General features: G+C 71.1%; 13 protein-coding genes. 9 read left to right on the forward strand and 4 right to left on the reverse strand.

The window, feature by feature from the left end; genetic code table 11:
- Nucleotides 1–4: 4 nt before the first annotated feature.
- A complete protein-coding gene (locus AC07EG_RS25075; protein WP_478255609.1) occupies nucleotides 5–3,169 on the reverse strand; it encodes a non-ribosomal peptide synthetase in 3,165 nt (1,054 codons plus the stop codon).
- 38 nt (nucleotides 3,170–3,207) lie between these two features.
- Nucleotides 3,208–4,635: an FAD-dependent oxidoreductase gene (locus tag AC07EG_RS25080; protein ID WP_478255610.1), complete on the reverse strand. Its 1,428-nt coding sequence runs from the start codon at nucleotides 4,633–4,635 to the stop codon at nucleotides 3,208–3,210.
- Between the two features lie 247 nt (nucleotides 4,636–4,882).
- On the opposite strand from AC07EG_RS25080, the gene asnB reads away from it, so the two are divergent.
- From asnB to AC07EG_RS25115, 7 genes are read left to right on the forward strand one after another with little or no spacing between them, the layout of a single operon-like run.
- Nucleotides 4,883–6,739: an asparagine synthase (glutamine-hydrolyzing) gene (asnB, locus tag AC07EG_RS25085; RefSeq protein WP_478255611.1), complete on the forward strand. Its 1,857-nt coding sequence runs from the start codon at nucleotides 4,883–4,885 to the stop codon at nucleotides 6,737–6,739.
- 11 nt (nucleotides 6,740–6,750) lie between these two features.
- Nucleotides 6,751–8,544 (forward strand): non-ribosomal peptide synthetase, encoded by a 1,794-nt coding sequence (locus AC07EG_RS25090; RefSeq protein WP_478255612.1) that lies wholly within the window; start codon nucleotides 6,751–6,753, stop codon nucleotides 8,542–8,544.
- A 32-nt stretch (nucleotides 8,545–8,576) separates the two neighbouring features.
- Complete coding sequence (locus AC07EG_RS25095; RefSeq protein WP_478255613.1) at nucleotides 8,577–10,847, forward strand: condensation domain-containing protein; 2,271 nt, start codon at nucleotides 8,577–8,579, stop codon at nucleotides 10,845–10,847.
- 2 nt (nucleotides 10,848–10,849) lie between these two features.
- Nucleotides 10,850–11,557, forward strand: coding sequence for an aspartate/glutamate racemase family protein (locus tag AC07EG_RS25100; RefSeq protein WP_478255614.1), 708 nt, complete (start codon nucleotides 10,850–10,852; stop codon nucleotides 11,555–11,557).
- An 11-nt stretch (nucleotides 11,558–11,568) separates the two neighbouring features.
- On the forward strand, nucleotides 11,569–12,360 hold the full coding sequence (locus tag AC07EG_RS25105) for a thioesterase II family protein (protein ID WP_478255615.1): 792 nt from the start codon (nucleotides 11,569–11,571) through the stop codon (nucleotides 12,358–12,360).
- Nucleotides 12,353–13,105, forward strand: coding sequence for an SDR family NAD(P)-dependent oxidoreductase (locus tag AC07EG_RS25110; protein ID WP_478255616.1), 753 nt, complete (start codon nucleotides 12,353–12,355; stop codon nucleotides 13,103–13,105). The genes AC07EG_RS25105 and AC07EG_RS25110 overlap by 8 nt, the downstream gene beginning before the upstream one ends.
- A gap of 18 nt (nucleotides 13,106–13,123) precedes the next feature.
- Complete coding sequence (locus tag AC07EG_RS25115) at nucleotides 13,124–14,278, forward strand: acyl-CoA dehydrogenase family protein (RefSeq protein WP_478255617.1); 1,155 nt, start codon at nucleotides 13,124–13,126, stop codon at nucleotides 14,276–14,278.
- Between the two features lie 384 nt (nucleotides 14,279–14,662).
- Here AC07EG_RS25115 and AC07EG_RS25120 read toward each other — a convergent pair whose 3' ends face one another.
- Nucleotides 14,663–16,306 carry an AMP-binding protein gene (locus tag AC07EG_RS25120; protein WP_478255618.1) on the reverse strand — a complete coding sequence of 548 codons (1,644 nt, stop codon included), beginning with the start codon at nucleotides 16,304–16,306 and terminating at the stop codon, nucleotides 14,663–14,665.
- On the reverse strand, nucleotides 16,303–17,514 hold the full coding sequence (locus AC07EG_RS25125) for an acyl-CoA dehydrogenase family protein (RefSeq protein WP_478255619.1): 1,212 nt from the start codon (nucleotides 17,512–17,514) through the stop codon (nucleotides 16,303–16,305). Before AC07EG_RS25125 ends, AC07EG_RS25120 begins: the two co-directional genes overlap by 4 nt.
- Nucleotides 17,515–17,817: 303 nt before the next feature.
- Here AC07EG_RS25125 and AC07EG_RS25130 point away from each other — a divergent pair, with 303 nt between their 5' ends.
- Together AC07EG_RS25130 and AC07EG_RS25135 are read left to right on the forward strand one after the other, a co-directional pair.
- Nucleotides 17,818–18,279: an SRPBCC family protein gene (locus AC07EG_RS25130; RefSeq protein ID WP_478255620.1), complete on the forward strand. Its 462-nt coding sequence runs from the start codon at nucleotides 17,818–17,820 to the stop codon at nucleotides 18,277–18,279.
- Nucleotides 18,280–18,488: 209 nt separating this feature from the next.
- Nucleotides 18,489–19,931 carry an extracellular solute-binding protein gene (locus AC07EG_RS25135; RefSeq protein ID WP_478255621.1) on the forward strand — a complete coding sequence of 481 codons (1,443 nt, stop codon included), beginning with the start codon at nucleotides 18,489–18,491 and terminating at the stop codon, nucleotides 19,929–19,931.
- The last annotated feature ends 99 nt before the right edge of the window (nucleotides 19,932–20,030 follow it).

A 20,030-nucleotide genomic window follows, 5' to 3' on the forward strand; every position in this document is an offset into this window, starting at 1 on the left:
TTCCTCACTCCTCTTCTTCACAAGTGGTGCACAGCACGGACAACCCGGCCGGGGTCGGATCGGCGAAGACGTCCCAGAGGGACAGTTCGGCGCCCAGCCGTTCGCGGATCAGGTGCAGCAACCGGGGCAGCAGGACCGAGTGCCCGCCCACGGCGAAGAACGTGTCGTCCGCCGCGACCGCGGCGGAGCCGGTCAGCTCCGCGAAGATCGCCGCGACGGCCAGGCACGCCGGGGAGTCCGGCTGGTCCCGGACCACCGCCGCCTCCGGTTCGGGGACCGGCAGCCGCCGCCGGTCGATCTTGCCGCCGACGTTGCGCGGCAGCGCTTCGACGACCTGGTGGGTCAGCGGCAGCAGCGTCTTGCCGAAGCGGCTCATCAGGTGCCGCCGCAGGTCCGCCGCCGCCACCGGCTCGGCGAGCACCACGTAGGCGAGCAGGCGGGACACCAGCCCGTGCGCCCCGGGGACGCCGACCACGGCGCAGTCGGCGATCGACGGGTGCGCGGCCAGCGCGGCCTCCACCTCGCCGAGTTCGACCCGCATGCCCAGCACCTTCACCTGGGCGTCGCGGCGGCCGCGGAACTCCAGCACGCCGTCGTGGCGCAGGCGGCCGAGGTCGCCGGTGCGGTAGCAGGCCCCGCCCGCCACACCCAGTTCCGGCCGCGGGCGCAGGGGTTCGAAGGCGTTCGTGGTGACGTCGCCGAGGTATCCCGGGGTCAGGTACGGGCTGCGCAGCACCAGGTGGCCGGTCACCCCGGCCGGGCACGGGCGGTCCTCGTCGTCGACCACCAGCACCTGGCGCCCCGGGATCGGCCTGCCGATCGGCGCCACCCCGTTCAGGTTGACCGTCACGTCGTACCAGGTGGCCAGGATGGCTTCGGTGGGCCCGTACAGGTTGACCAGCCGCGCCGAGGGCAGCGCCGCGCGCAGGCCGTTGGCCAGGGCGGCGGGCAGCGCTTCCCCGGCCAGCAGCAGGTGGTTCAGCGCGGGCAGCCGCTCGCCGGTGCGGGTCAGCACGGCGAGCACCTCACGGGCGAAGCTGGGCACCGTCTGGAAGTGCGTGATGCCCTCGGCCGCCAGCCACGCGGTCAGCTTCTCGGGATTGGCCCGGATGCGGTCGGGCACGGGGTGCAGGGTGGCGCCACTGGTCAGCGCGGCGAACATCTCGCACAGGCTCGCGTCGTAGCCCGGTGCCGCCCACTGCGCGAGCCGCGCGCCGGGGCCGAGGCGGAATTCGGCGGCGAACCAGTTGACGAACTGCGCGAGCGTGGCGTGGTTCTGCGTGATGCCCTTGGGCTTGCCGGTCGAGCCGGAGGTGTAGGCGACGTAGGCGGGGTCGGTGAGCGCGACGGCCACCGGCCGCGGGGTGGCCGGCTCGATCGCGTTCACGTCGAGCACCGTGCCGTCGAGTTCGCCGGCGTACCAGGCGGCGATCCCGTCCTCCTTGTGCTCCCCCGTGCCGTTCGTGAGCAGCACCGCGGGCTTGAGGTCGGCGAGCACCGACCGCGCCCGCTCCCCCGAGTCGCCGGCGGCCAGGCAGACCACGTGCGCCCCGGCGGTGAACGCGCCGAGCACGGCGGCGGCCTGGGTGGCGCCGGTGCCCATCCGGATGGCGACCGGTCCCGGCGGCAGCACGGCCGCGATCGCGTCGGCGCGGGCGAGCAGTTCGTCGTAGGAGACCCCGGGCAGCGCTTCGCCGGACTGCGCGCGGACCTGCGCGGCCACCGTGGTGGTGACCGGTGCGGTGGCCTCGATCCGGTCGGCCGCGACGATCGCGGTCTTGATCCGGGCCGGGGTGTCCAGCGGCAGGTTCGCCACCGGCAGGTCGGGGTGCGCCAGTGCCGCTTCGACCAGCGTGCGCAGCTGCACGGCGACGAACCGGGCGATCCGCGCGTCGATCATCGCCGTGCGGTACCGGAAACCGCCGGTGATCTCCGGTTTCACCTCGTCGACGGCCAGGGTGAAGTCGGTGTCGGCCCACTGCGGGTCGATCCGCTCGCGTCGCACGGTGCAGCCGCGCAACCGCAGCGCCGGGTCCTTCACGTCGACCCCGCGCAGCAGGCCGTCGGACTCCACGATGGACTCGTGCTCGCGGTGGACGAAACCGGCGTCGAAGAACGGGCCGTGCCGCGGGTCGCGGGCCGGGTTCACCGCGCGGGCCAGCTGCCCCTCGGTCGGCCCGCCGTGCGCGGCCGCTTCCCGCACCTGGATCCGCACCCGGTTGAGCACCTCGCGGAAGCTCGGCCGCCCGCCGAACCCGGTGGTGAGCACCAGCGGCGAGTCGAACGGGCCGACCGCGCGGTCGAAGGCCGACCACGGCCGGGCCCGCACCGGCAGGCCCACCGCGACCCGCTCCGCCGCCCCGAACCGGTGCAGCAGGCAGGTGAACGCGGTGAACAACACCGTCGCCGGGTCGACGCCCTGCTCACGGGCGAAGGCGACCAGCTCGCCCGAAAGCTCCGCACCCCAGTTGAACCGCACGGTGCCGCCGGTGACCGACGGCCCGGCCGGCCGGTCGCGGTGCAGCGGCAGGGTCAGCGCCGGGGTGGCGGCGAGCTGGGCACGCCAGAAGTCCAGCAACCGCTCGTGCTCGGCCGAGCCCTCGCGTTCCCGTTGCCACCGCGCGAATTCCTCGTACTGGAGCAGCGGGTCGCGCAACGCCTCGCGCAAGGGGCGGCCGGTGATCCCGGCGGTGTAGAGCCGGGACAGCTCGTCGAGCAGGATCACCACGGACGACTCGTCGGCCACCGCCCGGTGCGCCACCAGCACCACCACGTACGCGCCGGGTGCGGTACCGGCCACGGTCAGCCGGGCGAGCGGGCCTTCGGCGAGCCACAGCGGTTCACCGATGATGTCGGCGCACAGCTCGTCTTCGGCGTCCTCCGCGTCCGGCACCAGGCCCAGGTCCACGAAGGACTTGCCGACCTGGTCGGCGGCGGCGGTGCGCGGCACCGGCCGCCCGCCGACCTCGGTGAGGCTCGTGCGCAGGACCCGGTGCCTGCGCACCACCTCCTGCCAGGCCCGGCCCAGCAGCTCGACGTCCAGCTCACCGGTGACCCGGTAGGCCCGGCTGCGCACGGCGGTCGGGGAACCCGGGTCGAGCCGGTCGGCGAACCACACCTCGTCCTGCCGGACGGAGGTGACGGCGGGGCCGCGGTTGTGCTCCGACACTGCAGTTCCTCCGTTCCGGTGGGTCGACGAGGACGGGACTACGCCGCCTTCTGCGCCTCGGCGGCGGTGTTCCCCTTGGGCAGCGCGGTCACCTTCGGCGCCGCCGCGCTGCGCGGCACCGCCTGGTTCTTCCGGCCGAACAGCACCGCCTTGAGGATCTTGAACAGGATCTTCGGCTGCATCAGCGTTTCCGGCTTCGCGACCATGCCGGCGGTCTTCATGTACGCGGCGGCGACATCACCGTCACGCGAAGCCGCGGTCTGGGTCAGCGACAGGAAGAACTGCTGCACCTTCAACGCGAACGTGCGGTTGCCCTCGACGCCGGGGAAGCTCAGGTCGACGGTGTTCGTCATCTCCCACGGCGGGTCGATCACGTCGCGCGCCAGGTCGGCGAAGTACATCTTCGGGTCCGGGGTGGCACCGCTGTGCAGGTGCCCGCGGATGGTCAGCGCGGACAGCGCGGACACCGTCATGCCCTGGGCGTACACCGGGTTGAAGCAGGTCACCGCGTCACCGACGACGAGCAGGCCGTCCGGGAAGCGGTCCATCTTCTCGTACCGACGGCGCAGCGTGGTCGGGAAGCGGAAGGCGACCGGCTCGTCCAGGATCTCGGCGGTCTTGACCGCGTGGTAGATGTCCTGGGTGGACAGCGTCTTCAGCCACTCGAACAGGCCCTCCTGGTCGGTGGGCGGGTGGTCGCCGAGCAGGCCGTAGGTGGTCAGCTCGACCCGGCCGCCGTCGGTCTTGGTGAAGATCGCACCGCGGGGCAGGGCCGCCGAGGCGACCGGGTTGATCGACAGGTCGCCGTGGTAGACGTCCTCGGTGAGCCGGTAGTGCTGGGTGACGTACCCGAGGCCGATCTTCTTGCGCTCCTCCTCGACCCGGCCGTAACCCAGTTCCTCCAGCCAGATCGGCGTGCGCGAGCCGCGGCCGGTGGCGTCGACCACCAGGTCGGCGTTGAGCACCTTCTCCGCGGACTTGGTGCCGAGGCGCTGCACCTTGACCCCGGTCACGCGGCGCTTGTCCTCGCTGGTGACCAGGCCGAGGATGTCGTGCTTCTCCACGAAGCTGACGTTCTCCAGCGCCTGGGTCCGGCGGCGGATGTGCTTCTCCAGCATCGGGCGGCTGGCCGCGACGCAGGTCAGCCCGGCGTCCTGCTGCTTGATCGGCTTGCCCTTGAAGTACCAGCGCACGTCGCCGGCCAGGTCACCGGTGGGCACGCCGTCGGCGAAGATCTCCTCGGTGATGCCGGGGAACATCTCCTCCATCGCCAGCTGACCACGGGCGAGCAGGCCGTTGATGTGCTTGCCCTGCGGGCAGGACCGCCGCGGCCCGTCGACGCCGATGAGCGCGTCGCGGTCCACGATGAGCACCTCGTCGTAGGCATCGGCGAGCACCCGGGCGGCGAACAGCCCCGCGATGCTCCCGCCGAGCACCACCGCGCGTGTTTTGGTCACGTCGGCCATAACGGTTGTCTCCTCGAAATCCGCAGATAGTGATCAGGTGCCGACGAATTCCGGCGAACCATCGATCTTCACCACGACATCGTCACGCCCCGCGGTGGCGCGAAGCATCTCCTGGACTGCGGGCCTGGCCGTTCTTCTCCGTCATTGCGGGACCGCGTTCGGCGCGCTCCCAAACGAGTTCCGTTGTCGTAGGCTGATTTTCGTCGGTGGGATCCGGTTTTTCGAGACGAGCGAGGAGCGCGGGCGCATGTGCGGAATCGCGGGATCGGTCGCCCTGCCCCACGCCCGGCCGATCGCGGCCGCCGAACTGGGCCGGATGACCGCCGAGCTGCTGCACCGCGGCCCGGACGAGGACGGTTTCCACCTCGACGGCCCGGTGGCGCTGGGGTTCCGCAGGCTGAGCATCATCGACCTCGGCGGCGGCAGCCAGCCGATGTTCAGCGAGGACGGCGAAGTCGCGCTCGTCTGCAACGGCGAAATCTTCAACCACCGCGAACTGCGGGCGGAACTGGAGGCCAAGGGCCACCGCTTCCGCACCGACTGCGATGTGGAAGTGGTCGTCCACCTGTACGAGGAAGAGGGTCCGGAACTGCTGAACCGGCTCAACGGCCAGTTCGCCTTCGCCCTCTACGACCGGCCGATGGACCGCCTTTTCCTGGCCCGCGACCACGCCGGGATCGCGCCGTTGTTCTACACCAGAACGGCCGACCACTTCGTGTTCGGTTCGGAGATCAAGGCGATCCTCCAGCACCCCGGGGTGCCCCGCGCGGTCGACCTGACCGGGCTGGACCAGGTGCTCACCTTCCCCGGCCTGGTCAGCCCGCGCACCATGTTCCGCGGCGTGTCCAGCCTGCCGGGTGGGCACTACCTGCTGGTGCAGCACGGCGAAGTGCGGGAAACCCGGTACTGGGACCTCGATTTCCCGGTCGAGGAAGGCCAACCGCAGCCGGACGAGTACTACGTGGAGAAGCTGCGGGAACTGCTGACCACCTCCGTGCGCCGCCGGCTGCAGGCCGACGTCGGCGTCGGCTTCTACCTCAGCGGTGGCCTCGACTCCTCGTTGATCGGCGCGCTCGTCGGCGAATCCGTGCGCGACCCGCATTCGTTCTCCATCACCTTCCCGGAAGCGGACATCGACGAATCCGGGCACCAGCGGCTGATGGCGGCCAAGATCGGCTCGGTGCACCACGAGGCCCCGTTCTCCGACGACGACATCGCCGCCGAACTGCGGCGCATGGTGGTGCACGCGGAAACCCCGGTGAAGGAGAGCTACAACACCTGCTCGATGGTGCTTTCCGCGCTGGCCCGCGAACACGGCGTCAAGGTCATCCTCACCGGGGAGGGCGCGGACGAGTTGTTCGGCGGTTACGTCGGCTACCGCTTCGACGGCCGCCGCGGCACCGGCCGCACCGGCGACCCGCTGGAGGACGCCCTCGAAGACGGCCTCCGCCAACGGCTCTGGGGTGCGGCGGACCTGTTCTACGAGCGCCAGTACCACGCCTGGCGGCGGTCCAAGATGGACATCTTCAGCGAGGACCTGCAAGCCTGCTTCGCCGAGTTCGACTGCCTGGCTGGCCCGGTGGTGGACACCGCCATGCTGGCCGGGCGGCCGCGGCTGAGCCAGCGGTCCTACCTGGACTTCAAGCTGCGCATGTCGGACCACCTGCTCTCCGACCACGGCGACCGGATGGCGCTGGCCAACTCGATCGAGGCGCGCTACCCCTTCCTGGACCGCGACGTGGTCGAGTTCGCCCGCACCGTGCCCGCCCACCTGAAGGTGCACCGGCTCGGCGAGAAGTTCGTGGTGAAGCAGGCCGCGCAGGGCCTGGTGCCGCCGGAGATCATCGGCCGGGAGAAGTACGGCTTCCGCGCGCCGGGCAGCCCCGGCCTGCTGCGCCGGAACCTCGAGTGGGTCGGCGACCTGCTCTCCCACGACCGGATCAAGCGCCAGGGCTACTTCGACCCGCACGTGGTCGACCACCTCAAGGCCCGCTACCTGCGTGACGGTTTCGAGGTCCACCCGCACTTCGACGACGACCTGCTGCTCGTCGTGCTGACGTTCGGCATCCTGCTCGACGAGTTCGGGCTGCCCGGTAACGGTTAAGAGGAGAAACGATGGGTTTCGAAGCGGTCCAGGCGCTGGTGGCGAAGGCGATCCGGCGCTTCCCCGACCACGTCGCGGTCGAGTCCGCCGACGGCAAGCTCACCTACGCCGAATTCGACCGGCGCGCGGACGACATCGCCGCCGCGCTGCAGGAAGCGGGCGCGGCCCCCGGCGCACTGGTGCCGGTGCTGGCCGAAGACCGCCGTGAACTGGTCGCCGCGGTGCTCGGGGTGCTGCGCATCGGCGGGGTGGTCGTGCCGCTGGACGCCACCGCGCAGCAGCGGCGGCTGGAGCAGGCGCTCAACGACACCGACGCCTCGTGGGTGGTCACCGGTTCCGACCTCGGCGGCCTGCCCGCCAAGGTGCTCGCCGCGGCCGGGGCCACCGAAACCACCCGGATCGACATCGCCGACACCGCCGGTACCAGCGCACGCCGGGCCGTGGTGCCGCACGAGCCGAAGCCGGACGACCCCTGCTACGTCTTCTTCACCTCCGGCTCCACCGGCCGCCCCAAGGGCATCGTCGGCAGGCTCGGTTCGGTCGACCACTACATCCGCTGGGAGACCGGACTGCTCGGCGTGGACGAGGGGTGGCGGGTCAGCCAGCTGATCAGCCCGGCCTTCGACGCCGTGCTGCGCGACCTCTTCGTTCCGCTGACCACCGGTGCGACGATCTGCGTGCCGCCGAAGGACACCCTGCTCGACGCCGCCGCGCTGAGCCGGTGGCTGAACGCGGCGGAGATCTCGCTGGTCCACTGCGTACCGTCGGTGTTCCGCCGGTTCGCCACCGCGCCCGGTGCCCACGGGTTCGCCGCGCTGCGGTGCATCGCGCTGTCCGGGGAGAAGCTGGCCCCGCGCGACGCCGCCGGCTGGTTCGACCGGTTCGGCGAGCGCACCAGGCTGCTGAACCTGTACGGGCCGTCGGAAACCACGATGACCAAGACGTACCACTTCGTCACGCGAGCCGACACCGAACGCGACTCGATCCCGATCGGCCTGCCGATGCCGGAGACCGAGGTGCTGCTGCTCGACGACCGCGGTGCGCCCGCCGCGCCGGGTGAGGTCGGCGAAATCCACCTGCGCACCGCGCACCGCTCGCTCGGTTACCACCGGCAGCCCGACGCCACCGCCAAGGCGTTCGTCACCGGCACCGGCGGCGAACCGCTCTACCGCACCGGCGACTTCGGCCGCCTCACCGCCGACGGCCTGCTGGAGTACCTGGGGCGCAAGGACCACCAGGTCAAGGTCGGCGGGGTCCGCGTCGAACTCGGCGGGGTGGAGAGCCTGCTGCGCGAGCACCCCGCGGTCGCCGAAGCCGCCGTGGTGGCGGGTGAATCCGCCGACGGCACACCGTTCCTGTGTGCCCACGTCGAACTGGGCACCGAGGTCGAACCCGCACTGCTGCGCGCCCACCTGCGCGAGCGCCTGCCCGAGGCCGCCGTGCCCGCGGTTTTTGTGCCGACCGCCGAGCTGCCCCGCACCATCAGCGGCAAGATCGACCGCCGCGCCCTGCCCGCCACCCCGCCGGCCACCACCGTCGAGGTGCTCGCCCCGCGGACGCCTGCCGAGCAGGCCATCGCCCGGATCTGGGCGGGGGTGCTGCCGGGCGCGGTGGACGTCCGGCAGGACTTCTTCGACGCGGGCGGCAGTTCGCTGCTGGTCATCGAACTGCTCGCCCGGCTGTCCGCCGAGTTCGGGGTTTCCGTGCCGCTGCACGAGTTCCTCTCCGCGCCGACCGTGGCCGCCGTCGCCGAGCTGATCGAGGGCGCCCTGATCGCCGACGACACCGACGACCTCGGTCTGTGACGCGCCGACCTGAGCCCACTGGAGGCACCACGATGACCGAACCGAAGCTGCTCACCACCGATCCGGCCCGGGCAGCGGTGATCGAGCAGGAGGTCGAAGCCGCGCTGCGACGGCACGAGGGCGTCGCCGACTGCGTGGTGGTCTTCGCCGGCGTCGGCGAGTCGGCCAGGCGGAACTGCGTGCGCTGCGGCATCACCGGCAAGTACCCCGGCCTGACCTTCGACCCCGCCGGGGTCTGCTCGCTGTGCACGCTGTACGAGGAGAACAAGGCGCAGATCGACGCCTACTGGGGCGAGCTGTCCGAGCTGGCCCCGAAACTGCGGGCCAAGGCCGAGGCCGCCGGGTCCGAGTACGACTGCCTGCTGCTGTTCAGCGGTGGCAAGGACAGCACCTACGTGCTCTACCGGCTGGTCGACCTCGGCCTGCGGGTGATGACCTTCACCTTCGACAACGGCTTCATCTCCACCACCGCGCTGCGCAACGTCGAAGAGGTGACCGGGGAGCTCGGCATCGAGCACGTCACCAAGACCCGCGCCGACCAGAACAAGATCTTCCTGCTCAGCCTGCAGGAGCACAAGAGCGTGTGCAACGGCTGCTTCCGCTCGCTGCTGGACCTGAGCACCGAGCTGGCGCACCACCGCGGCATCCCCAGCATCGTCACCGGGCTCTCGCGCGGGCAGATCATGGACGAGCGGCTGTCGTGGTTCCACCAGCAGGGCATCTTCGACCGCGACGAGATCGAGGAGAAGCTGGCCCTCGGCCGCCGCGTCTACCACCAGTCCAGCGGCACCGGCGCGGAGGCCGCCGCGGTGGACTCGGTGGAGGTGGTCGACTTCTACCGCTACTCCGAGGTGACCAAGGACGAGATCCGCGCGCTGCTGAAGTCGCGGTCGAAGATCTGGCAGAACCCGGACGACACCGGGTTCTGCAGCTCGAACTGCCTGATCAACGACGTCGGCGTGTACGTGCACAACGCCGAGCGCGGGTTCCACAACTACGAGGCCCCGACGCGCTGGGAGGTCCGGCTGGGGCACCTCGCGGTCGCCGAGGCCGACGAGGAGCTCCAGGGGCCGGTGAACTCCACCCGGGTCAAGCGGATGCTGGCCAAGATCGGTTATCCCGATCCCGCCGAACACGCCCACCTGGGTGCCCGTATGACGGCGTACTACGTACCGAGAGGCGGTTCGGAAGAAGCCGTGCGCGCGGCCGTGGCGGCGGTGCTGCCGGACGGGCTGGTGCCCGAGCGCTGGGTGGCGGTCGACGAGATCCCGCGGCGGGCGGGGGTGGTGGACCGGTCGGCGCTGAAGGCCCCGGTGTCCACCCGCTTCGGCCGGGGCAACGAGGACTCCTCGTACCCGCTGACCGCGTCGCAGCAGCGGGTGACCGAGCGGACCCCGCTGGCCGAGCAGGCCAGGGCGCTGCTGGTCACGCTGCCGGGTGCGGTGGACACCGCGAAGGTGAAGAAGATCGTGCTCCAGCTGCTGATGCAGCACGACGCCATGCGGATGCGGTTCACCAGGGACGAGCACGGCTGGCGGCAGCAGCCCGCCGGGGCGGGCGGCACGCTGCCGGTGGTCCGGCTGGACCTGACCGCGGTCACCCCCGAAGCGGAGGGCCCGCTGCTGCGGCGGGCGGTGGCCAAGCTGCGGGCCCGGCTCGACCTGGCGGCGGGACGGGTGTTGCAGGTGGCCGTGCTCGAACGCGGGCAGCGGCCGTCCGGGCTGCTGCTGGTGCTGCACGAACTGGCCGCCGACACCGCGTCGTGGCGGCTGGTCCTGGAGGACGTGGTCATCGCCTGCCGTCAGATCGGCGCCGGGGAACCGGTGGAACTGGCCCGCTCGGAACCCTTTCCCGGCACCGCCCCCGTGCTCGACGACGCCCCCGCCGATCCCGGCCCCGCGCGAGCCGTGCTGACCGCGCTGGGGGCGGTGCTGCCCGCGGCGCTCGGCCGGGAGTCGGTGACCGTCGACGTGGCCGACCACACCGCCCCGCACCGCCGGGCCGGCCGCATCGTCGGCCGCCTGTCCGACGTGGACACCTGGCGGGTCGGGCCGGGGCTGCTCGAACCCGCGGACGGGCCCGGCGAGGTCCGCTACGACCACTTCGGCGACGTGACCACGCTGCTGCCCGCCGCGGCCCCGGTCAAGGTGGCGGACGTGCCCGACGTCGACTTCACCGAGCTGCCGGGCAGCGGGCCGCACCGGATCTCGGTCACCGGCGCCGTCCGGGGCGGGGAGCTGCGGCTGACCTGGCACGGGGCGCCCGACGGCGTGCCGCAGCGGGTCGCCGATCGGCTGGGTTAGCGGTGCCCGCCACGCTGGGGGTGCTCGGCGGCATGGGACCCGCGGCCACGGCCGAGTTCCTCCGGCTGCTGGCGTTGCGGGTCCCGGCCAGGACCGACCAGGAGCACCCGCGGATCGTGCTGCTGTCCGAACCGTCGGTGCCCGACCGCACCGACGCCCTGCTCGCCGGGCAGGACACCCCGTTGCAACCGATCCGCGACGGGCTGCGGACGCTGGCCGGCTGGGGCGCGGACCTGCTGGCGGTGCCGTGCAACACCGCGCACGTGTTCATCGACCGGCTGCGGTTGCCGGTGCCGGTGGTGCACATCGTGGACGCCACGCTGCGGGTGGCCCGGCGGGTGAGCCCGTCCGGGGCCTGGCTGACCGCCACCACCGGCACCGTGACCAGCGGGCTGTACCAGCAGCGGGCCGCCGCGCTCGGCTATCCGCTGCTGGTGCCCTCGGCGGCGTGGCAGCAGCGGATCCACCGGGCCGCCTCGCTGGTCAAGGCCAACCGCACCGAGGAGGGCGCCGAGGTGTTCGCGGCGGTGGTCGCCGAGCTGTGGCGGCGGGACCGGCGCCCGGTGGTCACGGCGTGCACGGAGCTGCCGATCGCCTACACCGCGGCCGGTCTGCCGCCGGGGTCGGCGGTGTCCAGTTTGGACGCGCTGGCCACCGCCTGCGCGGAGGAGTTGTACCGGGCGGTGGCCCCGCTCCGGATCGCCGGTTGAAGGGAGCGATGATGGCCGGATCGTGGACGGCGGTGCTGCGTGCCGCCGAGGGGGTGCCCGGGGCACGCGTGGTGCTGGTCCCGCACGCCGGTGCCGGGCCGAACGTGCTGATGCCGCTGGCCGAACGCCTGCCGGCGGGCTTCGAGGTGCTCGGGGTGACGCTGCCCGGCCGGGAACGCCGGTTCTCCGAGAGCTTCAAGGAGACGCCGTCGGATCCGCACGCGGTGGTGGCGGGGGTGCTCGGCGAACTCGTCGCGCTGCCCGCGCTGCCGACCGTGCTGTTCGGGCACAGCATGGGGGCCGCGCTGGCCGCCGCGATCGCGCTGGCCAAGCCGGAGCCGTTCGCCGGGCTGGTGCTCAGCGCCTACCCGTCCGGGGGCTCGGCCGCCGAGCGGGCAGGCCGGTGGAGCGACGACGACCTGGTCAAGATCATGCGCGCCGGTGGCGGCACCCCGGAGGAGATCCTGGCCAGCCCGTTCTGGCGCGAGCACGTGATGGCGTTGCTGCGCTCGGACCTGACGCTGGGGCTGCGGCTGGCCCAGGTGAGCTTCCTCGGCCCGGTGGCGGTGCCGCTGACCGTGCTCGGCGCGCACGACGACCAGCTGGTGCCCCCGGCCGAGCTGCCCGCGTGGCGGGCACGGGCCGGGGCGGGGCTGCGGACGCGGATGTTCGACGGCGGGCACTTCTACCTGCTGGACGAACCGCACGTGGGGGCAGTGGCCGCCGAGATCGCTCGAGCGGGCCTCGGCAATCAGGAAGACGCGCAGGTCGAAGGCGATGGGAGAGGCTGGACGCATGACTGAGTTCGAAGGCAAGTCCGTACTGATTTCCGGTGGTGGCAGCGGTATCGGCCTCGCCACCGCGCAGCGGCTGGTGGCCGCCGGCGGGCGCGTGGTGCTCGCCGGGCGCAGCCGCGAACGGCTGAACACCGCGGTCAAGGAACTCGACGCCGGTGAGCGCGTGCTCGCCGTGCAGGCCGACGTGTCCAGCACCGCCGACCTCGACGCCCTGTTCGCCGAGGTGGGTGCGACCGTCGGCAAGCTCGACGGCGTGTTCGCCAACGCGGGCACCGCCTCGGCGGGTCTGCTCGGCGACGTCTCCGAGGAGGAGTTCGACCGGGTCGTCGGCACCAACTTCAAGGGCACCTACTTCACCGTGGCCAAGGCTGTGCCGTTCCTCAACGAGGGCGCTTCGGTGGTGCTCAACGGTTCCTGGCTGGTGCACCGCGGCATGGCGCCCGGCGCGCTGTACGCGGCGAGCAAGGCCGCCGTGCTGAACCTGGGCCGCTCGCTGGCCGCGAACCTGGGCCCGCAGGGCATCCGGGTGAACACGGTCACCCCCGGCCACACCGAGACCGAGATGTTCGACCAGGTCGCGCCGAACGAGCAGGTCCGCGAGTTCTTCCGCAGCCAGGTGGTGCTCGGCAAGCTCGGGCAGCCCGGTGACGTCGCGGAGACGGTCGCCTTCCTGCTCTCGGCCAAGTCGGCTTACGTCACCGGGCAGGAGTTCGTCGTCGACGGCGGCCTGGTGACCGCCGTCGCCGCCTGATCGGGGGGGGGTCGCGCCGTGATCGACTTCCGGTTGCCGGAGGAGCACGAGACCCTGCGCAAGACCGTCGAGGAGTTCGCCGCCACCGAGGTGGCCCCGGTGATCGGGCCGATCTACCAGCGCGGGGAGTTCCCGTACGAGCTGGTCGCGAAGATGGGCCGGATGGGGTTGTTCGGGCTGCCGTTCCCGGAGGAGCACGGCGGCATGGGCGGCGACTTCTTCGCGCTCGGGCTGGCGCTGGAGGAACTGGCGCGGGTGGACTCGTCGGTGGCGATCGCGGTGTCGGCCGGGGTGTCCCTCGGGGCGATGCCGATCCACAAGTTCGGCACGCCGGCGCAGAAGCAGCGGTGGCTGCCCGCGTTGTGCGCGGGCGAGGCGCTCGCCGGGTTCGGGCTGACCGAGCCCGGCGGCGGTACCGACGCGGGTGCCACCCGCACCACCGCGGTGCGGGACGGTGACGAATGGGTGATCAACGGCAGCAAGTCGTTCATCACCAACTCGGGCACCGACATCACCGCGCTGGTCACCGTCACCGCGGTGACCGGGGTGACCGCCGACGGCCGCAAGGAGATCTCGGCGATCATCGTCCCGTCGGGCACGCCGGGCTTCTCGGTGGCCCCCTCGTACTCGAAGGTCGGCTGGTGCGCCTCGGACACCCATGAACTGTCCTTTTCGGACTGCCGGGTGCCGGTGCCGAACCTGGTCGGTGCCGAGGGCCGCGGTTTCGCGCAGTTCCTGTCGGTGCTGGACGAGAGCCGGATCGCCCTGGCGGCGGTCGGCACCGGTCTCGCCCAGGGCTGCGTGGACGAATGCGTGCGGTACGCGCGGGACCGCGAGGCCTTCGGCAAGCCGCTCGGCGGGCACCAGGCGATCGCCTTCAAGATCGCCGACATGGAGGCCCGAGCCCACACCGCACGCCTGGCCTGGTACCACGCCGCGTCGCGCCTGGTGGCGGGCGAGCCGTTCAAGCGGGAGGCGGCCATCGCCAAGCTGGTCTCCTCCAACGCCGCCATGGACAACTCGCGCGACGCCACCCAGATCTTCGGTGGCTACGGTTTCATGAACGATTACCCGGTGGCCCGCTTCTACCGGGACGCGAAGATCCTGGAGATCGGGGAAGGGACGAGCGAGGTGCAGCGGATGCTGATTTCCCGGGAATTGTTCAACCGGTAGCTCCCCACCCCGCTCGCCCATCGTGACCACGGCGAAGACCTCGTGATCAAGGCTGGGGTGCTTACCTTGACCACGAGGTCTTCGCCGTGTTCTGGCTCCGGATCGGGATGGGGAAGGGGGTGTGGCCGGTGCCCGCCTTCTGCCCCCGGCTTCCCGTCCCAGCAGAGGCCGGGCGTCGCAGCTGGTGCCTCACCCGGCTTTCCGGCTCACCGCTGGGCACCTGGCCGGAAGCCAAGAGGGCGGCCTGCCTCCGCCAGAAGGGCGGGCGGTGAACCGCAAGCCGGGGGCAGAAGTCGGGCAGCAGCCAGACTCCCCCTTCCCCACCGCGGTCCGAAGCCGTCCTCGCCGTAGTCACGATGGGGCGCCGGGGCGGGGTCCCCGTTCTCAAGCGTGCTTCGTAGCCAGCAAATCCTCCAGACCAAGGATTTCGATCGCCCGCTCCCGCATCTCCACCTTCCGCACCTTCCCGGAAACCGTCATCGGGAACTCGTCCACCAGGTGCACGTAACGCGGGATCTTGTGCCGATCCAGTTCCCCGTGGCAGAAAGCACGCAGGCCCTCGGCATCCAGAGCGGGCGCCCCCGGGCGGAGCCGGACCCACGCCATCAGTTCCTCGCCGTACTTCGCGTCCGGGACGCCGATCACCTGCACGTCGACGATGTCCGGGTGGGTGTGCAGGAACTCCTCGATCTCCCGGGGATAGAGGTTCTCCCCGCCCCGGATCACCATGTCCTTGATCCGCCCGGTGATGTTGAGGTAACCGTGCTCGTCCATCACACCGAGATCGCCGCTGTGCATCCAGCCGGCGGTGTCGATGGCGTCGGCGGTCTTGTCCGGCTGGTCCCAGTAACCCGTCATCACCGAATAACCGCGCATGCACACCTCACCCGCCTCGCCGCGGGGCACGGTGAGGCCGGTGCGCGGGTCGACCACCTTGATCTCCACGTGCGGCCCGGCCCGGCCGACGGTGGACACGCGGCGCTCCAGCGAGTCGTCGGCCCGGGTCTGCGTGGCGACCGGCGAGGTCTCGGTCATGCCGTAGCAGATGGTCACCTCGGTCATCCCCATCAGCTCGACCACCTGGCGCATCACGTCGATCGGGCAGGGCGAGCCGGACATGATGCCGGTCCGCAGCGACGACAGCTCGAACGAGGCGAAGTCCGGGTCGGCCAGCTCGGCGATGAACATCGTCGGCACGCCGTAGAGCGACGTGCACCGCTCGGCCTCGACCGCCTCCAGGGTGGCGCGGGCGTTGAACACCGGCGCCGGGATCACCACGCACGAACCGTGCGTCATCGCCGCCAGGTTGCCCATCACCATGCCGAAGCAGTGGAAGAACGGCACCGGCACGCACACCCGGTCCTCGGGCCCGTACCCGCACAGCTCCCCGACGGAGAACCCGTTGTTCAGGATGTTGTGGTGCGAAAGCGTGGCACCCTTGGGAAAACCCGTCGTGCCCGAGGTGAACTGGATGTTGATCGGCTCGTCGGCGTGCAGCGAGGCGCCGACCTTGGCCAGCAGCGCCGGGTCCCCGCGACGGCCGCGGTCCAGCAGCTCGGCCCAGGTCTCACCACCGAGCAGCACCACGTGTTCCAGCGCCGGGCAGTCGCTCTCGGCGATCATCGTGGCGTAGTCCGAGGTCTTGAACCGGTCCGCGGAGACCAGCATCCGCACCCCGGCCAGGTTCAGCACGTACTCGATCTCGTGCCTGCCGTACCCCGGGTTGAGGTTGACCAGGATCGCCCCGACCTTCGCGCAGGCGTACTGCACGATCACCCATTCCGCACCGTTCGGCGCCCAGATGCCCACCCGGTCGCCCGGCTGGATGCCGTGGTCGAGCAGGCCGAGCGCGAGCACGTCGACCTCGGCGCCGAGTTCGGCGTAGGTCCACCGGCGCCCGGTCGGCCGGTCCACCAGCGCGTCGCGCTCGCCGAACTCCTCCACCGCGCGGTCGAACCGGGCACCGATCGTCTCACCGAGCAGCGAGGTGGCCGAGGCGCCGGAGGAATAGCTGGGCTGCACCCTCATGCCGCCCCCAGCCGCGCCTGGCTGTACTCGCGCTGCGCGATGGCGGAGAGGAACACCGAGATGCCGGCGTGGCTGTGCTGCATCGACAGGTCACGCCACACCCGCTCGACCCTGGCGCCGTTGCGGACCGCGCTGGACCCGGCGGTGGGCACCAGGTGCGCCTGCACCGCGTCGAAGCTCAGCCGCACCACTTCCCGGCAGATCAACGCGATCCGCAGCTCGCGCTCCGGGGTGAACGCCGCCGAGCCCTCCGCGGACGCCACCTCCCACTGGTGGATGGCGTTGTGGAAGGCCGCTTCCGCGGTGGCGATCATGCCGGTGGCCTGGCCGAACCGGAACTGGTAGTCGGGGTCCTCGGCCCGGCCCTGGATCGGCGGGAAGATCGTCTTCCTGGTCTTCATCAGCTCCTCGCACGCGTCCAGCGCGCTCTGCGCCATGCCGACCGCGAGCACGGCGTCCTCCAGCACCATGAAGCTCAGCAGGCCCCCGCCGTAGAACGGGTTCTGGTGCAGCACCGCACCCGGCGTGCCGCCGGAGACGTCGACCTGGCTCAGGTGCATCTCGAACACGTGGTGCGCCGGGATGTGCGCGTTGTCCATGGAAATGCTGTGCGAACCGCTGCCGCGCAGGCCGAGCGTGGTGTTCCAGTCGTCGAGCCGGGTCCACTGCGACCGCGGCACCACGAACATCATCGGTGACGGCGTGCCGTCCTCGCCGAAGACCAGCGTGTGCCCGATGAAGTGGGTGGCGTACGGCGAACCGGAGCAGTAGTTCCAGGTGCCGCTGAGCCGCCAGTCGCCGTTCTCCAGCTGTTCGGCGGTGCCGCCGGGCGCGACCGTGGCGGGGCAGATGAAGTCCCCGACGGCGAAGATCTCGTCCTGCACGCGCTGGTCGAAGATCGACGCGGCGGCGTGGGCGTGCGCGGCGCCGAGGCAGTACATCCAGCCGGTGGACGGGCAGCCCCTGGTCAGCGCCTGCACCACGCGCATGAACGTGTCCAGGCCGAATTCGTAACCGCCGTAGCGGCGGGGCACCAGGATCCGGTAGAAGCCGGCCGCCCGGAACGCCTCGTGGGTGTCCTCGGCGTAGTAGCCGCGCTTCTCGGTCTCCGCCTGGCGTTCGACGAGCGAGGGTGCGATCGCCTCAGCCCGCGCGACGACCTGGTCCGGGGTCAGTTCCGGTTCGGGAATTTGCACCGTGGCTGTCATCGCTGCACGAATCCTTTTCTCCGGCGGCCTGGCTGGCTTTACCCTCACACCCGGCGTGCCCGGCCACGTCTCCCGGATTGCGCTCTGCCCGCGCCCGGCGCCCCGAACAGCAAGGATGAACAATTCCCGCGCCGGATGTGAGGAATACATGGAGAGGTGGTGACCACGGCACTGGCCGCGTCGCCCGCACCGCTGACAGAATTCGGTAACGGATCGATGACGTACCGATGCTCACCGAATCCGCACCGACCGGCGTGCCAGCACCGCGTTCACCGCCCGGACCGCACCCAGAGAGGAACCCCCATGACCGAAGAGCGCACGATCCGCGAGATCAAGATCACCCGCACCATCGACGCCAAGCCCGAGCAGGTGTTCAAGGCCTGGACCGAACCGGAGCACTTCACCCACTGGTTCGGGGCGCCGCTGCCGACGATCTCGATGGACGTCCGTCCCGGCGGCAGCTGGAAGGCGACCCTCGACTACGAGGGCACCGAGATCCCCTTCTACGGCGTCTACAGCGAGGTCGAAGAGAACTCCCGCCTGGTCTTTTCGCTGATCGACCCGAACGACCCGGAGTTCGAGGAGAAGAAGTCCCGCGGCGAGAACGAGGAAGCCGTCACGCTGACCTTCACCGAGGCCAACGGCAAGACCAAGCTGGGCTTCCGCCAGACCGGCTACCTCCCCGAGGAGGAGCTGCCCCAGGCCAAGGAAGGCTGGGTTTCCTGGTTCGACGCCCTGGAAGAGTACCTGACCAAGAAGTCCTGACGTAGTACCCACGGTTCGCTCGGACCGCGGTGCGACGCCACCCACGGGGGTGGCGGAGAACGGGAACACCCGTCCTCCGCCACCCCCGTTTTCGCGTTTCCCGCCCCAGCAATCGGGAAGACGCGGACGGGCACGGCGGTGCGAAATCGTGGACGGAGAAACGATCGGGGAGCTGTGCGCTCGACAGGAATTCCAGGAGGAGAGATCGAATGGGTAAAGTGGTCATCGACGTCTGGGTCCCCGATCTGACCTTCCCCGGCTGGATGGACCGCTGGTTCCAGCTCGGCCGGGACTTCGAGCGGGTCTACCCGCAGTACGAGGTGCGGGTGCAGGGCAAGGACTTCTGGACCTTCCCGCAGGAGGTGGCGCGCGCCGCCGCGGCGGGCACCCCGCCCACCCTCGCCGAACTGTACTTCTACATGGGCCAGGTGGCCCGCGACCTGCGTCACGCCGACGGCAGCCCGCTGTTCACCTCGGTGGAGCAGGCGGTGGCCGGCCGGTCGGAGATCAACGGCGAGCCGGTGGTGCTCGGCGACCTGATGAAGCCGTTCCGCGAGTACTACACCGTCGGCGGCGACCTGATGTCCATGCCGTCGGTGTGCACCACCAGCCTGCTCTACGCCAACACGAACCTGCTGGAGAAGGCGGGCGTCACCGAGCTGCCGCAGACCTGGGCCGAGGTCACCGCGGTGTGCGAGCAGGTGGCGCGCAGCCAGGGCGGGCCGGAGCACGCCATCACCTGGTCCAACCACGGCACCTTCTACCAGCAGGCCGTCGCCACCCAGGGCGGGCTGCTGGTGAACAACGACAACGGCCGGTCCGGCCGCGCCACCGAGGCCGAGCTGGCGTCGAAGGAAATGCTGGCGTGGGCGGAGATCTGGCGCGAGCTGCACCGCGACGGCCACTACCTGCACACCGGCGGCATCCCCGACTGGGCGCAGACCCTGCGCGCCTTCGCCGAGCAGGACGTGGCGATCCGGATCTCCTCGTCCAACGACGTCAACTACATGGTGCAGGCGGCCAAGGACGGCGGGTTCGGCATCGAGGTCGGCCTGTTCCCGTTCAGCGACCAGCTGCCCTACGTCGGCAACGCCATCGCCGGCACCTCGATGTGGCTGACCAGCGGGCTGGACGAGTCCACTCAGGACGGTGCACTGACCTTCCTGCAGTACATGCACAACGCGCGCAACGCCGCCGACCGGCACAAGGCGAACAGCTTCGCGCCGGTCACCCACGCCTCGTTCGAGCTGCTGGAGCGGGAGGGCTGGTTCGAGCAGCACCCGTACCACCGGGTGGCCAGCGACCACGTCACCCGCTTCCCGGCCAAGGCGGTGCGCCCGGACGGCGTGCCTGCCGACGCGGTGCCCGCCCAGCAGGGCGCGGTGTTCGGCGACTTCGCCGGCAACCAGGACGTGATGACCAGGGCGATGCGCGACGTGCTCGGCGGTGCCGACCCGATCACCCGGTTCACCCAGGCCACCGAGGAGGCGCAGGCGTTGCTGGACACCTACAACGCCTACGCGCTCAGCGACTGGCCGCGCGACCCGGACGGCCCGAACAGCAGTCACAAGGTGGAGTACTTCACCACGGTGATGGCCGGTCGCGACTACTCCGCGGCCGACCTGGAGAACGTGGTCAAGCTCAACCGCTGACGGGGCTTTCCCGCGCACGGCCCGGTATCGGCGTTCTCGCCGGTACCGGGCCGTTCTCCGTTGTTGCGGTGGATCTCCGCCGCAATCGGAGAGATGACC

It is taken from the genome of Amycolatopsis sp. NPDC045836 (genome assembly GCF_056431745.1).